The sequence below is a fragment of the Mucilaginibacter sp. GW821-FHT07G05 genome, assembly GCF_059418565.1.
In genome coordinates this window covers 1,078,636-1,096,071 of sequence record NZ_JBWKQC010000001.1, presented here as the reverse complement: position 1 = coordinate 1,096,071, position 17,436 = coordinate 1,078,636, and the positions used below count along the sequence as shown (strand labels likewise).

The window sequence follows — 17,436 nt, the reverse complement described above, 5'->3', positions numbered from 1 at the left end:
ACTGTCCGGACTTTCAAAAGTAAAAAAGGAGTATTAGCCTCTTTCGTCAACATCGTTTTAAATACGTGTCATGAGGGCCCTCTATGTTTCTCCTTTTCTTCTGATCTATTATAGTACAAAGATATGAGAGGGCGGTCCAGCGAAGCGTAGACCGGGTGAGTTAGCTCTGCGATTGCTTGCCGCCAAGGAGGAGATATTAGTTTTTGTCATTCATTTACACTTTCTACTCACCACTAACCATTCACTAAATCATTCATTCGCCAACTCACTCAATAAACTTAATGTATTTGCCAATCAATAGGCGCCTTGCCTTCCTTTACTAATATTTCGTTGGTTTTTGAGAAGGGTTTTGATCCCCAAAAGCCTCTTTCAACTGATAGGGGCGACGGGTGGACCGATTTAAGCACATGATGTTTAGTAGTATCAATAAGGGCTATTTTTGATTGCGCGTAACTGCCCCAAAGTATAAATACCAGGCCTTCGCGTTCTTCTGATAGCTTTCTGATCACTTGGTCGGTAAAAGTTTCCCATCCCTTTTTTTGGTGCGATGCCGATAGGCCTGCCCTTACCGTAAGGGTGGCGTTAAGCAATAGTACGCCTTGCTCGGCCCATTCCTGCAGGTTACCATGCGCAGGAGTGGTAAAACCGGGAATATCTGTTTTTAATTCTTTATAAATATTGATAAGCGAACGGGGGACAGCGATACCCTTTTGTACTGAAAAAGATAAACCGTGTGCCTGATGAGCGCCGGGGTAGGGGTCTTGCCCGAGTATCACTACCTTAACCTTATCGAATGGGGTAGTGTTAAAAGCGTTAAAAATATCCTTGTTTTTGGGGTATACAATCTGGCCGCTTTCTTTCTCCTGCGCCAAAAATTGTTTAAGCTTCAGCATGTATTCTTTATTAAATTCTTCGCCTAAAACTTTAAGCCATGATGATTCTAATTCTATCGCCATAAATATTGTTTGCAGATGTTGATTAAGAGTACAAATAAACGGATATTTGCGCTTTATATAGTAAACACAAATTATGTCAAATATTGTTCGCTTAGTTATAGCGTGTGTAATGTTAGGAGCAGGTATAGCCCTTTGCGGTTTTGGCTTCTGGGGCTGGGGGATATTGGTGTTCCTTTTAGGCGGTATTGTGCTGTTGAGTTTCTTCTTTAATGAGAATATGATACTTGCCCAGTATTTTTTACGTAAAGAAGATTCGGAAAAAGCCGAGCAGTGGTTGTTAAAGGTTAAGGATTACGAAAAAGAACTGTACAAAAATCAATGGGGGTATTATAACATGCTCATCGGTTTAATAGAATCGCGCAAGGCCCCGTTAAAATCAGAGAAATATTTTAAGAAAGCGTTAGCATTGGGCATGAAGATGTCGCATAATACGGCATTGGCCAAGTTAAGCCTGGCAGGTATATCAATGGCTAAACGCAATAAACGCGAAGCACAAATGTACTTGCAGGAAGCCGCTAAAGAGGATAAGAATAAATTGCTTGCCGAACAGATAAAAATGATGAAAGGGCAATTAGCTCAAATGGACAAGCAACAAGTGGTAAGAGGTGGTTATCGTCAGTTTTAATAAAAACAAAAAAGCATAAAAAAAGAGCGACACAAATAAAATGTGTCGCTCTTTTTATTTTTCTTCTATTGAACCATAGTAGCTTGGTTCCGACGAGTGGTTTTGATTTGGGGCATAGTGTCTTTCGGGGATGCCTACAAAATCATCTTCAGTTGGGTTAGAAACCTCAACCATTTTTAATATATTCCTGATCAGTGACAGGTTAAACGTTTGTTTGCTCAGTTTTATCAGGTACTCGTTTTCAGTTATTTCAAGAATAGAGTTTGTCATGCTATTAGTATTTATAGTATAACCATAAAATTAAACAACTGTTTTTACACCAAATGTTTATAAGTTTTATGATTTTGTTAAGGAATTGTTACTTATTGCAAGTCAGTGGATTGTGAGAATCGGGGATTCGTGGTCGAGGTTCCGGGTTTCAGGTTCGGGGTTTGGGTGAAAGGGGAGTTTGATTTGCAGTTTGAGCGTTACTATCACCATCTCCGTATTTTAACATTGACAAATTTAAAATTTGTCAATGTTAGCTTTATCAGCAGCCAGCTTTTGCCCGAAGTTGTTTTTATCCAAGGAAAAAGAAAGACCTACGAAGTTTTTAAAACTTCGTAGGTCTGAAAAATCTTGCTGTCGTGAGTTTAGCATAGCGTAACTCGTGACACAGCATGGTGTAAGCTTTCAGCTTACATAATTTAGCGAATTATACTTGGCGTAGTGCGGCGGGACTCCGCGGAATAGCTGTCACTCGGCTGTAGCAGTAGCGACTGTAGTTAAATGAAATTACGCCTGAATGCTTATAAAACACAAAAGGCCTGATAAATTTTATCAAGCCTTTTGTGTTTTATACCTATCGAATGTTTATTCAAACCATGCCATTACCTCTTCTTTAGTAGGCATAGTAATATCTAATTTCATTTTTTTACGCATTCCGCCAAGGTCGTTAAATATCTTGTTTGGGTTGGCGGCTTTTAGCTCTTCTACCGTGTTAAAACCCATCTTGTTCAAAACAGGCACCCATTCGGCACGTACGCCAATGTTAATAAAATCTTCGGCGGTTGCTACTTTCGCTTTTTTCTCGGGGCGCATTTGCGGGAAGAACAGTACTTCCTGAATGGTGCTTTGATTGGTCATGAGCATTACCAGGCGGTCGATACCCACACCCAAGCCCGATGTTGGCGGCATACCATATTCCAATGAACGCAGGAAGTCGTCGTCCATAGCCATGGCTTCTTCATCACCACGACCGGCCAATAACAATTGCTCTTCAAAACGCTCACGTTGATCGATAGGATCATTCAGTTCGGAGTAAGCGTTTGCAATTTCCTTACCGTTTACAAACAGCTCGAAACGTTCAACCAAGCCATCTTTGCTGCGGTGTTTTTTGGCAAGCGGCGTCATTTCGATAGGGTAGTCGGTAATGTAGGTTGGCTGTATCAGGTTGCCTTCCACTTTAGCGCCGAAAATTTCGTCGATCAGTTTACCTTTACCCATTGAAGCATCAACTTCGATACCCAGGTCGGCGCATACTTTACGCAAGCCATCTTCGTTCAACTGTGATACATCGATGCCGGTATATTTCAATATAGAATCGTACATGGATAGTTTTTCGTATGGCCCGGCAAAGTTAATTTCGTGCTGACCAACCTTTACTACCGGCGTACCGTGTACGGCTAATGCCACCTGCTCCAAACATTCTTCAACCATGGCCATCATCCATATATAGTCTTTATAAGCTACATATATTTCCATGGCGGTATATTCGGGGTTGTGAGTACGGTCCATACCCTCGTTACGGAACATTTTACCAAACTCATATACACCATCAAAACCGGCCACAATTAAGCGTTTCAGGTATAACTCGTTGGCTATGCGCAAAAATAGCGGCATATCCAGCGTGTTGTGGTGGGTAGCGAATGGCCTTGCTGCCGCGCCGCCATGTATGGATTGCAGTATCGGGGTTTCAACTTCCATCCAACCTTGCGTATTAAAGTAATTACGCATAGTGCTGATCACTTTAGAGCGGTTGATGAAGATCTGCCTGTACTCGGGGTTAACGGTTAAGTCAACATAGCGCTGACGGTAACGTAACTCCGGGTCGGTAAAACCATCGTGTATATTGCCTTCCTCATCGCGTTTTACAATAGGCAGGGGTTTTAATGATTTCGATAGAACGGTAAATTCCTGTACGTGTATAGATATTTCGCCGGTTTGGGTTAAAAACACATAGCCTTTAACACCTATATAATCGCCAATATCCAGCAGTTTTTTAAATACGGTATTGTAAAGCGTTTTATCTTCATCAGGGCAAATGTCATCGCGTTTCAGGTAAACCTGTATACGGCCTGTAGTATCCTGTATTTCGGCAAACGAAGCGCTGCCCATAATGCGGCGTGTCATGATACGGCCTGCAATAACCACCTGTTTATAAGCATCAGGGTTACTGTTAAAGTTTTCGCCGATGTCTTTAGCCCAGGCGTTAACTTTAAATTCTTCGGCAGGATAAGGGTTGATGCCTAAAGCACGTAATTCCTGTAACGATTTACGACGTAATATTTCCTGTTCGGATAGCGCAATGCTCATAGTAAAAACGGTATTTTAATAAGTGTGCAAAAGTAGGGATTTTTTGTTTACAGATGCGAGATTTGAGACGTGAGATTGGAGATTGCAAGAAAAAATGCAGCAGCAATGCCGTATTTGATGGCAGCAAGCCTGAAAATAAAACTAAAATATATTAACGGGCATTGGTTGCAAATAGATACCCGTTAATCAAAAAAATTAAGCTTTCGCAAACACGGCCTCCAAGTTCTCAATGAATTTGCCCAGGTCATAACCGTCAACCAAGCCATGGTGTACGTGTATTGATACCGGCATCAGCATGTTTCCATCGGCATTGGTAGTAACTTTTCCTACAGAAATTTTGGGCATACTATCCGGCCATTTAAAACTGCGGGCATGGCTTACCGAGGTAAACTTTATCCACGGCAGAGCCGAAAAGTGTATTAAATCGCGGTCGGCACAATGGTAGCCCAACCCGCTTACGCTTTTTATGCGTTCCGTTTCTTTTGAGGCATCTGCGGCAAATTGGTCGAAATCTTCTATGTAATTAAACCTGCTGTAACCAAAGGTGCCATCATCACGGCCAATGGTAGGGCTCACGCTAATAGTATCGTAAATTGCTACCCGGCCATCATCAGTTATGCGGTACTTAAAGGCTTCGGTTTGGTTTACTGCGGTAAGTATCTTATGCAGATACAATAGGTAGAATGATAGTTTGTTTTCCTTGGCGCTCCGATAAACACCAGTACAGTCCAGATCGATTGTTACGCCATAAAAAGGCTCGTCAAAATTACTGAAAAGTTCAAAGTGTTCTTTACGTTTCCAGGTGGCTAAGTCGATGTATTTCATGATTCGAAGATACTACTAAACGTTTTATGGCAGCTCTTACTATTTTATATCTTGCCGATAGTCCTTGTTTGCCATTGTAAATAGTAAGGCAGGCTTTGTGCTATTTTACTAACATAGGATCCAACTGTAAGGTTGTACCGAAATGTAAAGTGTCTTTAGCGGGTTTTATATTGGCATATTTATAACTACTATCAAGCCACCTAAACAATTCTTGCTCTTTTTCATCCCACCCTTTTAGTCTTGTTTTATGTTTACCCCAATAAATAATTAATTCGAAATCCTGAGTATCCGATGGCTTTAACTTTTCCACTGTGTCAGGATGTTTATAGTCTATATCTTCAAGTTTATTTATTAGCTCATTCCAAAACTCTCGACGAATTGATCCTATATAATAGAACCGACCATTTGCTTTTTGCCAGCTGTAAGAACTATCAGCGTAGAAATGATAGTTAAGCGAACTATCGATACTTATTGCCAAGGGAACACATGGACCAAAGCAAGTGCTTTTTGCAAATTCTACTTTAGCAATTTCCTTATTTTCGTGATTGCAGGCCGTAATTATTGTAGTGCCAATTATAAGGGATAAAATGATGCGGATCTTCATTTGGATGATATTTTGTTTTCTAATCCGTCTCTACTTCACCCTTATATAAATCTTCAATCACATCGGCATATTTCTTTTCTATTACCTTCCGTTTGGCTTTCATGGTTGGGGTAATTTCGCCTTCTTCCATACTGAAAGGGTTACGTTTTACCTTGAAATTTTTAATACGCTCAAACTTGGCCAGCTCGTTAGATAGCTTGCGGATATCCTGACCGATCCATTTTATTATCTCCGGCTCATCTATAAAGGCATTACTTTCGGTAAAAAAGACTTCGCCCAGTTTAAAGGTTTCCTGCATGGTTTCTTTCGCCGGAATGATAATGGCCGTAACGTATTCGCGTTTATCGCCCAGTAAAAATACACCCTCAATTTTAGGGCTTTTTAGATAGGTGTTTTCTACCGGTGTAGGGTAGATGTTTTTACCGTAAGCGTTTACCAGCATATTCTTCAGCCTGTCGGTAATTTGCAGGTTACCTTTAAAGTACCGGCCAATATCACCCGTGTGGAACCATCCATCGGTATCAATAGCAACAGCGGTTTCTTCGGGTTTGTTCCAATAGCCTTTCATTACACAATGCCCGCGCACTATAATTTCACCTTCTTCCGATTGAAAATCGGGCTTAAAAGTGTCGTGGGTTTGTACGGTATAGATCTGTTTGGTATCCACATTTTGTATAGCCACTTCAATACCCGGAATAATGCGGCCTACGGTACCGTAAACCTGCCTGTCCTGCTCGGTAACCGCCATTACAGGCGATGTTTCGGTAAGGCCGAAACCTTCCAGTATTTTGATACCCAGGTCGCCAAAAAACTCGCCGATATTTTTAGGCAGCGCGCCGCCACCGGAGATCATGAATTTTAAGCGTCCGCCGGTTTTCTCTTTTATCTTGCTGAATACCAGTTTTTCGGCCAGCTTATTCTGCGTGTTTAATATGATGCCTGCCGATGTACCGGCCTCGTTGCTTTCGCGGTATTTACGACCGATGCCCAACGCCCAGGTAAATATTTTCGCTTTCATGCCACCTGCCTCGGTTCCGCTTTTCATGGCTTTATCGTGAATGCGTTCCAGCAGGCGGGGTACACAGTTCATAATGGTTGGCTTAACCTCGCCCATGTTACGGGCCAATAGCTCTAAACTTTGCGCGAATGCTATTTTACAACCTACGGCCAAACAAATATGATAAGTTGCCGTACGCTCAAACACGTGCGATAATGGCAGAAAGGACAGGAATACATCATCCTTATCAACCACGGTGATCTGAATTAAACTGGCCCACACGTTAGCTGTAAGGTTATAATGACTAAGCATTACGCCCTTGGGTGTACCCGTGGTGCCCGATGTATAGATGAGGCACGATAAATCGCTTGGCAAGATGGCTTCACGCGCGGTGTTAATACTGTGGCGATACTGTTCTACTATATGTAAACCTTCTTCAATTACCTGTTTAAAGCCAACTATGCCGGCATTTAATTTAGTAGTGCCAATGTGTTTTTCAAACTCGTCAAAAGCTGGTATCACCCTTATTAATGACGGGCAATTGTTAGCCACCTTCAATATTTTACGGAATAGGAAAGGATTACCTACCAATATGGTACGCGCTTCCGAATCGTTGAGGATGTACTCAACATCAGCCTCGCTAAGGGTGGGGTAGATGGAGGTATTCACCGCGCCTATTTGTTGCAGCGCCTGGTCGTAATAGATATAATCCGGACCGTTCTCGATCATCAGCGACAGGTGATCGCCCTTTTTTATACCGATGTTTAACAGCCAGGCCGAAACCGCGTCAATTTTTTCTAAAGCCTCTTTATAGGTAATGTCCTCCCAGGTGTTTTTTACCTTATGCGATAAAAAGGGGCGGGTATCGGGATGTATGTTAGCAACAATATTGCGTATTAAACTGGGTACAGTATAAAGCTTGTTATCGGGTAACGTCAATTTAGTCATAATTGGTTTATCGTAAGCAAATCTAAATTTATTTTAACAAAATAGAACGGCGCATTTAAAAAGTACCGTTATTAAATACTGACTTTTTTATGATTACTTAATAAGCATAATTAACTAAGATTGTTTAATAAATAAACCTCACATCAGTATGAAAATAATTATTGTAGGTGCAACAGGCACCATCGGTAAAAAAGTAACCGAGGCCTTGCAGGGCGACCATGAGATAATAACCGCAGGCTCAAAAAGCGGCGACTTACAGGTAGATATCACCTCGCCCGAATCAATAGAAGCTTTTTATAAACAAACAGGAAATTTCGACGCCTTGGTGAGTACCACCGGTTCTGGCCATTTTGGTCCGCTTAAAAGTACCACACCCGCCGATTTTAAAAAAGGTATAGATGGTAAGTTGCTGGGGCAGATCAACCTGGTACTGATCGGTCAGCATTGTATTAATCCTAAAGGCTCGTTCACACTTACATCGGGTATCTTGTCTGAAGATCCGGTAGTGAATGGCGTAAACCTAAGTACGCTGAACGGAGGCTTAAACTCCTTTGTAATAGGCGCGGCAATTGAGCTGGAGAACGATGTGCGTATAAACGCGGTAAGTCCGGGTGTGGTAGAGGATTCACCTGGCTATTTCCCATACTTCCCAGGTCATATACCTGTTACTATGGATAAGGTAGTAGTAGCATACATCCGAGGTGTTTTAGGCGCTGGAACCGGGCAGGTAATAAAGGTGTATTGAGTAGAGAGCTGAAAGGTAAAAGCGGAAAGGTGAAAGCTTAAAGGTGGAAATGAAAAAAGGTGAAAGCTAAGGCGCAAATTTAAGTTAGTAGCCGATGCTTGGCTCCGGCCAAGTGTCCACTATTACGCGGCCTCTGGCCGTCCTTGTTAAATCATTGCGGAAGTAAGTTGCGGAAGTTGTATCCCTAATCAAGGAAAGCTAAAAACAAAAAATCAAAACTCCCTCTTTGCGCAGCAGAGAGGGATGTCGAGCGAAGCGATGACAGGGGGAGTCACAAAAAAAGGCGCTTAATTTAAGCGCCTTTAATATTATATAGTAATAATCTCTGTTTATACCGAGAAGCTTTCGCCGCAACCGCAGGTGCGTGAGGCATTCGGGTTGTGGAAGTTAAAGCCTTTACCGTTCAAGCCGTCGCTGAAATCAAGCTCGGTACCGGCAAGGTACAGGAACGATTTCATGTCGAGTGCAAAACGAACGCCTTTATCCTCAAAAAACTGGTCGCCCTTTTTTTCTTCGTTATCAAAATCAAGGTTGTACGATAAGCCGGAGCAACCGCCACCCTGTACAGAAACCCGAAGAAAATATGTAGCATCAAGCCCCGAATCCTTCACAAGGCTCTCGATCTTACTTTTTGCTTTATCAGTTACAGTTACCATTTCTTTTATCAGTATTGAGTAGTAGTATCAAGTATCAAGATTACACTTAATATTAACTACTGTATTTTAAATTTAGTATTCAGTTAAGCCGGGTATCTTGATACCTGATACTCTATACTTGATACTAAATATTAGTGGTGTGATTTTTCTAACTCGATAGGAGCCAGGCCGTTTTTTACGCGGTAATCGTTGATTGCTGCTTTGATGGCATCTTCTGCCAATACCGAGCAGTGAATTTTTACCGGAGGCAAAGCAAGCTCTTCAACAATATCCATGTTATCGATAGCCATTGCATCATCAATGGTTTTACCTTTTAACCACTCAGTAGCTAATGATGATGACGCGATTGCCGAACCACAACCAAATGTTTTAAATTTTGCATCGGTGATGATGTTGTTATCATCAACCTCAATTTGCAAACGCATTACGTCGCCGCACTCAGGGGCACCAACTAAACCGGTACCAACCTTGTGGCTGCTTTTATCCAACGTACCTACGTTACGTGGATTGGTGTAATGATCAATTACTTTATCTGAATATGCCATTTTCTTATTTCTTTAAAATTCTATTTAATAAATTCTAATTTTTCTTTTTCGGGTAACTGATAAATTCAAAATTGAACATCCGAAATCCGAAATCAAAAATTAATGTTCTGCCCACTCAATTGAGTCAAGGTCGATACCCTCTTTAAACATTTCCCAAAGTGGTGAAAGTTCACGCAGGTGGGTAACCGCTTTTTTGGTTACTTCAATTGCGTAATCAACTTCTTCTTCGGTAGTAAAGCGGCCTAAACCAAAACGGATAGAAGAGTGTGCCAGGTCATCTGATAAACCTAAGCTTTTCAACACGTAAGATGGCTCTAACGATGCAGATGTACAAGCCGAACCTGATGATACCGCCAAGTCTTTCATAGCCATCATTAAACCTTCACCCTCAACATATTTGAAAGAGATGTTGGCTACATGCGGTAAGCGATGGTTAACGTTACCGTTTACATAGCTTTCTTCCAGCACTGTTAATGATGATTCTAATTTATCGCGCAGTGATGATAAGCGTAAAGCTTCAGCATCCATTTCCTGCAAAGCAATTTCACAAGCTTTACCCAAGCCAACAATACCCGGTACGTTAAGCGTACCCGAACGCATACCACGCTCGTGACCACCACCGTCCATTTGCGCGGTTACCTTAACACGCGGACCTTTACGGCGTACGTATAAAGCACCAATACCTTTAGGACCATACATTTTATGTGCCGATAAAGCCAGCAGGTCAATACCATCGGCATTAACGTCAACAGGTATTTTACCAACGGCTTGTGTAGCATCAGTCATGAACAAAGCGCCATGTTTGTGTGCTATAGCAGCAATTTCTTTTATAGGTTGAATAACGCCGATCTCGTTGTTACCATACATGATAGATACCAGGATGGTTTCATTGGTCATGCTTTGTTCAAGCACTTCAAGATCTACCAAACCGTCTTCTTTAACCGGCAGGTAGGTTACCTTGCCACCCAGTTTTTCAACGTGTTTGCAGGCATCCAATATCGCTTTATGTTCGGTAACGGCAGTTATAATGTGGTTACCTTTATCTTTATACATCTCAAATACACCTTTAATAGCAAGGTTATCTGATTCGGTAGCGCCCGATGTAAAGATGATCTCTTTTTCAGATGCGCCAATAAGTTTAGCCACCTGCTCGCGGGCATAGTCAACAGCTTCTTCGGCCACCCAGCCAAAATGGTGGTTACGGCTTGCCGCGTTACCAAATTTTTGGGTGAAGTAAGGTATCATAGCTTCAAGCACCCTGGGGTCCATAGGTGTTGTAGCATTGTTATCTAAATAAATAGGAATGTTCATCGTATATGTTTAACAATACAAAGATATACAAATAATTTATTTAAAATTGTTCAAAAACTGTCATAAACGGGGTAGTTTGAAAGGCTGAAGATCGATAACAGGAAACAATACATTATCTTCCTCATATTCTCACTTTACCGGCTTTACGATCATTAAAAACCATGCAAAAAATAGAGCACATCGGTATAGCGGTAAAAAGCCTGGCTACAGCTGGTAACCTGTACGAAAAGCTGCTGAATACAAATATATATAAAACCGAAGAAGTAGCTTCTGAAAGTGTACTAACCGCTTTTTTAGCTACCGGGCCAAATAAAATAGAACTGCTTGAAGCCACCTCGCCCGATAGTGCTATCGCTAAATTTATCGACAAAAAAGGGGAGGGGATCCATCATATCGCTTTCGAGGTAGAGGATATTGAAGCCGAAATGGATCGCCTGAAAAACGAAGGCTTTGTTTTACTGAACGATAAACCCAAAAAAGGTGCCGATAATAAGCTGGTTTGCTTTATTCACCCAAAGGGAACTAACGGGGTTTTGATAGAGTTGTGTATGAGTGTGTGAGGTTTCAGGGGCGAGGTTCGTGTTCTGAGTGTGAATTGTCATCGCCAAATAAGAGCACAAGCCTAACATAGCCGACAAAATGCGGCATCGTAAGGAACGGGTAGCACTATCCCTGCCACAGCACAACCCAAACATAGTTCCTTGCGCAGCCGCGACTTTTCTTTTTTGGTACTTTTTTCTTTTGGGAGAAAAGAAAAAAGTACATCCACTAACAATGATTAAAGCACTGCCATTCCTAACGAAGAACTGCACCTGCCAGCAATAAATCACTGCCCCTCACTTATCCACATTTACCACTGTTAATAAATTTTCAAATAACACTTTTCTATTTCCGAATAAAAAACTATATTTGCGCCTCTTTTATAAGAAAAGAAAGTATAACGTAATGAAAAAAGATCTGCACCCATCAAATTATAGGTTAGTTGTTTTTAAAGACATGTCTAACGACTACTCTTTCATAACTAAATCATGCATCGAAAGCCGCGAAACTGTAAAGTGGGAAGACGGTAATGAGTATCCATTGATCAAATTAGAGATTTCTCACACTTCACACCCTTTTTACACTGGTAAAATGAAATTGGTTGATACCGCTGGTCGTATCGATAAATTCCGTACCCGTTACAACAAAAAGTAATCGAGTGTTAGTAAAATATTTACAAGTCCCGACTTCGCAGTCGGGACTTTTTTTATTTTTGCGCCATGGCAATCATACTATTTGACGACGTTGCTCATCAAACATTATTACCCCTTACCTATACCCGCCCTGTGGCCAATCTGCGCCTGGGTATTTTAACCATTGCCGAAAAATGGGGGCGTTGGTTAAAAAGCGACTTTTCTTTTCATACACAACCATACCTGCAAACTAAGTTTCCGTTAGTTGCCGCGGCCGAAAATATATTTATTAACGGCGCTATTTGCCCTGATAAAGACCTTGCGGAAGCAATTGATAAACTGCAAACCGGCGAAGCCCTAAAAGCAGGCGATAAACTATTGGCAGTAAAACTTTCAGAAGTCGATGCTGCCGGTTTTAAATTGGACGCGGTTTATGATCGTGTGATCAGCTATGAAAAGCTTTTTGTAAATATTCGTAAGCCCGAGGATATTTTCAGGCTGAACGCTATCGAGCTGCAAAAAGATTTTGACCTGATCACCACCGGGCGTACCAGTGCGGTAATGAGCAGTACCAATACCATTATTGGCGACAGGTTTTTTGCCGAAGAAGGCGCGGTTGCCGAATGCTGTACATTCAGCACCTTAAACGGGCCGATCTACCTGGCTGCCAATACCGAAGTTTGGGAAGGTACCAACATTCGCGGCGGTTTCGCGCTTTGCGAAAATTCGCAGGTTAAGATGGGCACTAAGGTATATGGCGCTACTACTATAGGCCCTCATTCGCGTGTGGGCGGCGAAATTAATAATGCCGTTATATGGGGGTATACCTCAAAAGGGCACGAAGGGTATTTGGGTAATTCGGTATTGGGCGAGTGGTGCAATATCGGCGCCGACTCCAACAACTCCAACCTTAAAAACAACTATGCCGAGGTGAAACTTTGGGACTACCCAACACAGCGTTTCCGTAAAACAGGCCTGCAATTTTGCGGTCTAATCATGGCCGATCATGCTAAATGCGGTATCAATACCATGTTTAATACTGGTACCGTGGTTGGCGTAAGCGCTAATGTTTTTGGCGCGGGCTATCCGCCTAACTACGTGGCCGATTTTTCGTGGGGAGGGGCAGAGGGTTTTCAAACCTACCAGCTGGATAAAGCGTTAGAAACCACCGAAAGAGTATTTGCCCGCAAGGATGACCGCGTTTATAATGAGGTGGAAAAAGACATCCTGAAAAAAGTATTTGAACTGACTGAAGGTTACAGGCCCTTTTAAAAGCTTGCAGCCAAACAATTAAATATTTATCAAATAATAACTTAATACAATGAGAAAAAAAATTGTTGCCGGAAACTGGAAAATGAACCTGGACTATAACGAAGGTTTAAGCTTATTTTCTGAAGTGATCAACATCGTTAAAGATGAAATTACCGGTACTCAGGAAGCCGTAGTTTGCAGTCCGTTCATCCACTTACATAGCCTTGTGCAATTGGCAAAAGGATACGATAAGGTATCGGTAGGTGCACAAAATGCACATCAGGCCGAAAGCGGCGCTTATACAGGCGAAATTTCTGCTAAACAAATTAAGTCAGTTGGTGCCCAGTATGTAATATTAGGTCACTCAGAGCGTCGCCAGTACTTTGGCGAAACCAACCAGTTATTGGCTCAAAAAACTGATACTGCTTTAAAAAACGACCTGAAACCGATTTTCTGTATTGGCGAAACCTTGCAGGAGCGTGAGGCTAACGAGCATTTCGGTATCATCAAAGCACAACTGGAAGAAGGTGTTTTTCACCTGAGCGAAACTGATTTTGCTAAATTGGTAATTGCTTACGAGCCGGTTTGGGCTATTGGTACAGGTGTTACTGCATCATCAGACCAGGCACAAGAAATTCATGCTTTTATCCGTAAAGAAATCGCGGCTAAATACGGCGAGGCAACTGCCGAAGCAACAACTATACTTTACGGCGGTAGCTGTAACCCAAAAAACGCTGCCGAACTTTTTGCGCAGCCGGATATCGATGGCGGCCTTATTGGTGGCGCGTCGCTTAAATCGCGCGATTTCGCTGATATCGTTAAGGTATTTAACTAAGCATAGGTTTTGAGTATTGAGGTGTTAGGCCAAAGAGCTGTGTAACTAAATTACATCTCGCAAGTCTAACATCTCAAACCCTCAGATCTATCAACAGCACATTGAAAACTTTTTTGCCGGTAATTATCGCTTTTGCTGTTTTTACCGCAATTGTATTATGCAGTTCCCTTATACAACCATATCAAATAGCTGATATGGGCCAAGGCGATCTGCATAGTTTTATGGCCTGTTTTTATTACTTCGGTCCGCTCTTTTTCGTGGTGGCCTTACTTACCCAGTGGCTTATTGTTGTTCCGTTATTTAACGGATTTGATACTGTAGCCGCTAAGCTGTTAGGCATTACAGATCTACTCACGGCATGTTTATTTGCCGCCGCCACTTTCGCTTATGCTATTTGGGATTCAATTGATGGCTTAGACAGTTACATTAGTCTTTTCAGCAAATTAACTATGATACAGCTTGCGTATTGGGTAATGAATTTATCGGTAATGTTTTTACTTGCTACACGATTGAAAAAGCCCTAAGAGAATACCATTCAGAAAGAGGTTTAGTTTAGCGAAGCCAACGAAATTCTTTATAGTTTTGCTGATAGATTTCTTGCAGAAAATAATATCACAGGAAACTGAATCCATATCTGAAATAAATGAATTATTGCGAATTAATATTTACGGTTGATACCGTTGAAGAATATCAAAAAGATCTGCTGATTAACGAACTGGCGGCTTTGGAGTTTGATACTTTTGAAGAAACAGACCTGGGCTTTAAAGCCTACGTTCCCGAATCTGTTTTTAACCAGGAATTAATGGACACGCAACTGGAGCCTTATGCTGCCATGTTTAGTTTCCATTACGAGATAAACATTATCCCGCAAAAAAACTGGAACGAGGTATGGGAAGGTAACTTTAGCCCGATACAAATACAGGATAAGATATTTGTGCGCGCTACTTTCCACGAGCCTCATCCCGAGTTTCCTTATGAAATTGTGATAGACCCTAAAATGGCATTTGGTACAGGGCATCACCAAACCACATCAATGATGCTGGAGCTGATGCTGGAGAACGAATATGCCGGTAAAAAGGTACTGGATATGGGCTGCGGTACCGGTATACTGGCTATAATGGCTTCAAAATTAGGCGCAAGTGCTGTTACGGCAATTGATTATGACCCTATCTGTTATGATAGCACGGTAGAAAATTCGGCACTTAACAATACCGCTAACATAGTGGCTATATGCGGTTCAAAAGAAGTGATCCCTGATGAGCAATACGACACTATTTTGGCTAATATTAACCGTAATATACTCCTCGATCAAATGGAGCGCTATGTGGAAGTATTAAAACCCGGGGGCGAAATTTATTTCAGCGGATTTTATGAAAGTCCTGATCTTGAAATAATTACAGAAGCTGCTGTTAAACTGGGACTTAAATATGTTGGCCATAAGAAAGATAAGGATTGGGTTGCTGCAAAATTTTTAAATTAGTAGCACAGCTTTTTAAATAATTGTTAAAAAACGTACTGTAAAAAGTGCGTTTTTTATTTATATTGCAATCCTTAATTACCATGATTTCTTGATATAAATGAGGGTTCACTTTATAGCGATAGGCGGAAGCGCTATGCATAATCTTGCTATCGCCTTACATAAAAAAGGGTTTATAGTTACCGGCTCTGACGACCATATTTTTGAGCCATCCTCATCGCGGCTGGCACGTTATGGTTTGCTGCCGCAAACAGAAGGCTGGTTCCCGGAGAAAGTGACCACCGGGCTTGATGCCGTTATTTTAGGCATGCATGCCCGTGTTGATAATCCCGAATTATTAAAAGCCCAGGAACTTGGTATCAAAATTTACTCGTATCCCGATTACATTTACGAGCAATCAAAAAACAAAAAGCGTGTTGTAATTGGCGGCAGTCATGGTAAAACTACCATAACCTCTATGATATTGCATGTTTTGCAGGAAACCGGTAAAGATTTTGATTACCTGGTAGGGGCGCAACTGGCCGGTTTTGATACCATGGTAAAGCTTACCGAAGAGGCCCCCGTAATTATTATAGAAGGCGACGAATACCTTGCTTCACCTATCGACAGGCGACCAAAGTTTCATATCTACAAGGCCGATATAGGCGTTATAAGCGGCATCGCCTGGGATCATATTAACGTTTTCCCTACGTTTGACAATTATATTGATCAGTTTAAGATCTTCATTGATACCATACAACCGGGCGGTAAATTAATTTATAGTAAAACCGACGAAGTATTAAATAAGGCCGTTTCTGAAACAAATACCGGTGTAAATAAGCTGCCTTACGCTTTGCCGCAATACACTATTGATAAAGGTATCACAAATATTATTTCGGGCGATAAAATATATACGCTGCAAGTATTTGGCGAGCATAATTTATTAAATATTGAAGCAGCCCGCCTGGTTTGTGAAAGTTTGGATATCAAAACCGAAAGTTTTTACTCGGCCATAACTACATTTAAAGGCGCGGCCCGCAGGTTAGAGCTGCTTGGCCGTAATGATGAAGCTGCGGTATATAAAGATTTCGCGCATTCGCCCTCAAAGTTGAAGGCTACCATACAGGCAGTAAGGGCACAATTTACTGATAGAAAGTTAATTGCCTGCATTGAGTTGCACACGTTCAGCAGTTTGAATAAAGATTTTTTGGCGGAGTATGCCGGCACCATGCAGGGAGCTGATGAAGCTATTGTTTTTATTGATAAGAAAACCTTTGAGCAAAAGAAACTGGAGCCATATCCGGCCGAAGTTGTAAAGACAGCCTTTGCCGACGAAAGTATTATTTTCTTTAACGACCCCGCGTTGTTATTAAAATATTTAGAAAATATTAAACTAAAAAACTGTAACTTATTGATGATGAGCTCCGGAAATTTCGGCGGAATAGATTTGCAGGGAATAACGAACAAATTATTGTAAGTAGTTTAAAAAATATTGGTTTTTAATAAAAATAAATTATAACTTTATTAACTATTGAGAAACCTAACATCCTTAATTAAATTTTAACTAAATGAAAACACTGGGAAAAAAGATCAGGCTGCTGCGTCACCAAAAAGGGTGGAGCCAGGAAGATGTCGCTAAAAAATTGGATATTTCAATTCCCGCTTTTTCTAAGATTGAAACCGGTATTACCGATATCAACCTGTCAAGGCTTGAACAAATAGCTACTTTGTTTGAAATGTCGGTAGTGCAACTGCTTACTTTCAACAATACAGAAGAAGAACAAAAGTTTGTTAACGAGTTGGAAACCATCCACAAAAAGTTAACCGAACGCGAAACGGAAGTTATCGACTTGCAAAAGAAGGTAATTGAGCTGTTTGAAGAACTTAGAGTAAAGAAAGTTACCGCATAATATTAACCCGGCCTTGTACCGGGTTA

Annotated in this window: 19 protein-coding genes; 10 read left to right on the top strand and 9 right to left on the bottom strand. The window is 41.4% G+C overall.

Annotation, left to right across the window (positions count from 1 at the left end):
• Positions 1-278: 278 nt before the first annotated feature.
• The gene (gene ung, locus AC07NA_RS04425; RefSeq protein ID WP_494895990.1) at positions 279-956 is read right to left on the bottom strand and encodes a uracil-DNA glycosylase; all 678 of its coding nucleotides are present in this window, start codon (positions 954-956) and stop codon (positions 279-281) included.
• A gap of 73 nt (positions 957-1,029) precedes the next feature.
• Between ung and AC07NA_RS04420 the strand changes: the two genes are divergently transcribed.
• The gene (locus AC07NA_RS04420) at positions 1,030-1,581 is read left to right on the top strand and encodes a tetratricopeptide repeat protein (RefSeq protein ID WP_345213030.1); all 552 of its coding nucleotides are present in this window, start codon (positions 1,030-1,032) and stop codon (positions 1,579-1,581) included.
• Positions 1,582-1,635: 54 nt separating this feature from the next.
• Here AC07NA_RS04420 and AC07NA_RS04415 read toward each other — a convergent pair whose 3' ends face one another.
• From AC07NA_RS04415 to AC07NA_RS04395, 5 genes are all read right to left on the bottom strand, one after another.
• Complete coding sequence (locus AC07NA_RS04415) at positions 1,636-1,851, bottom strand: hypothetical protein (RefSeq protein ID WP_494895988.1); 216 nt, start codon at positions 1,849-1,851, stop codon at positions 1,636-1,638.
• 582 nt (positions 1,852-2,433) lie between these two features.
• Positions 2,434-4,155: a lysine--tRNA ligase gene (gene lysS, locus AC07NA_RS04410; protein ID WP_494895987.1), complete on the bottom strand. Its 1,722-nt coding sequence runs from the start codon at positions 4,153-4,155 to the stop codon at positions 2,434-2,436.
• Between the two features lie 195 nt (positions 4,156-4,350).
• Complete coding sequence (locus AC07NA_RS04405; RefSeq protein ID WP_494895986.1) at positions 4,351-4,980, bottom strand: CatA-like O-acetyltransferase; 630 nt, start codon at positions 4,978-4,980, stop codon at positions 4,351-4,353.
• Between the two features lie 100 nt (positions 4,981-5,080).
• Positions 5,081-5,584: a DUF6438 domain-containing protein gene (locus tag AC07NA_RS04400; protein ID WP_494895985.1), complete on the bottom strand. Its 504-nt coding sequence runs from the start codon at positions 5,582-5,584 to the stop codon at positions 5,081-5,083.
• Positions 5,585-5,603: 19 nt separating this feature from the next.
• Positions 5,604-7,529, bottom strand: a complete 1,926-nt coding sequence (locus AC07NA_RS04395) for an AMP-dependent synthetase/ligase (protein ID WP_494895983.1) — start codon at positions 7,527-7,529, stop codon at positions 5,604-5,606.
• 148 nt (positions 7,530-7,677) lie between these two features.
• Here AC07NA_RS04395 and AC07NA_RS04390 point away from each other — a divergent pair, with 148 nt between their 5' ends.
• Positions 7,678-8,274 (top strand): short chain dehydrogenase, encoded by a 597-nt coding sequence (locus tag AC07NA_RS04390; RefSeq protein WP_494895982.1) that lies wholly within the window; start codon positions 7,678-7,680, stop codon positions 8,272-8,274.
• 329 nt (positions 8,275-8,603) lie between these two features.
• On the opposite strand, the gene AC07NA_RS04385 is transcribed toward AC07NA_RS04390, so the two are convergent.
• The 3 genes from AC07NA_RS04385 to AC07NA_RS04375 all read right to left on the bottom strand — a co-directional run bounded on the left by AC07NA_RS04385 (position 8,604) and on the right by AC07NA_RS04375 (position 10,786).
• Positions 8,604-8,930, bottom strand: coding sequence for a HesB/IscA family protein (locus AC07NA_RS04385; RefSeq protein WP_345213036.1), 327 nt, complete (start codon positions 8,928-8,930; stop codon positions 8,604-8,606).
• 131 nt (positions 8,931-9,061) lie between these two features.
• Complete coding sequence (gene iscU / locus AC07NA_RS04380; RefSeq protein WP_345213037.1) at positions 9,062-9,475, bottom strand: Fe-S cluster assembly scaffold IscU; 414 nt, start codon at positions 9,473-9,475, stop codon at positions 9,062-9,064.
• A 99-nt stretch (positions 9,476-9,574) separates the two neighbouring features.
• Positions 9,575-10,786 (bottom strand): IscS subfamily cysteine desulfurase, encoded by a 1,212-nt coding sequence (locus AC07NA_RS04375; protein ID WP_494895980.1) that lies wholly within the window; start codon positions 10,784-10,786, stop codon positions 9,575-9,577.
• A 161-nt stretch (positions 10,787-10,947) separates the two neighbouring features.
• On the opposite strand from AC07NA_RS04375, the gene mce reads away from it, so the two are divergent.
• The 8 genes from mce to AC07NA_RS04335 all read left to right on the top strand — a co-directional run bounded on the left by mce (position 10,948) and on the right by AC07NA_RS04335 (position 17,410).
• A complete protein-coding gene (mce, locus tag AC07NA_RS04370) occupies positions 10,948-11,346 on the top strand; it encodes a methylmalonyl-CoA epimerase (protein ID WP_494895978.1) in 399 nt (132 codons plus the stop codon).
• A gap of 385 nt (positions 11,347-11,731) precedes the next feature.
• Entirely contained in the window at positions 11,732-11,980 is a 249-nt protein-coding gene (locus tag AC07NA_RS04365) for a type B 50S ribosomal protein L31 (protein WP_345209586.1), read from the top strand.
• 65 nt (positions 11,981-12,045) lie between these two features.
• Positions 12,046-13,230 carry a putative sugar nucleotidyl transferase gene (locus AC07NA_RS04360; RefSeq protein WP_494895976.1) on the top strand — a complete coding sequence of 395 codons (1,185 nt, stop codon included), beginning with the start codon at positions 12,046-12,048 and terminating at the stop codon, positions 13,228-13,230.
• A gap of 49 nt (positions 13,231-13,279) precedes the next feature.
• Complete coding sequence (tpiA, locus tag AC07NA_RS04355; protein WP_494895974.1) at positions 13,280-14,044, top strand: triose-phosphate isomerase; 765 nt, start codon at positions 13,280-13,282, stop codon at positions 14,042-14,044.
• Between the two features lie 194 nt (positions 14,045-14,238).
• Positions 14,239-14,568, top strand: coding sequence for a hypothetical protein (locus tag AC07NA_RS04350; protein WP_494895972.1), 330 nt, complete (start codon positions 14,239-14,241; stop codon positions 14,566-14,568).
• Between the two features lie 119 nt (positions 14,569-14,687).
• A complete protein-coding gene (prmA, locus tag AC07NA_RS04345; protein WP_494895970.1) occupies positions 14,688-15,524 on the top strand; it encodes a 50S ribosomal protein L11 methyltransferase in 837 nt (278 codons plus the stop codon).
• 97 nt (positions 15,525-15,621) lie between these two features.
• A complete protein-coding gene (locus AC07NA_RS04340) occupies positions 15,622-16,977 on the top strand; it encodes a UDP-N-acetylmuramate--L-alanine ligase (RefSeq protein ID WP_494895968.1) in 1,356 nt (451 codons plus the stop codon).
• Between the two features lie 91 nt (positions 16,978-17,068).
• The gene (locus AC07NA_RS04335; protein WP_345209580.1) at positions 17,069-17,410 is read left to right on the top strand and encodes a helix-turn-helix domain-containing protein; all 342 of its coding nucleotides are present in this window, start codon (positions 17,069-17,071) and stop codon (positions 17,408-17,410) included.
• Positions 17,411-17,436 lie beyond the last annotated feature (26 nt).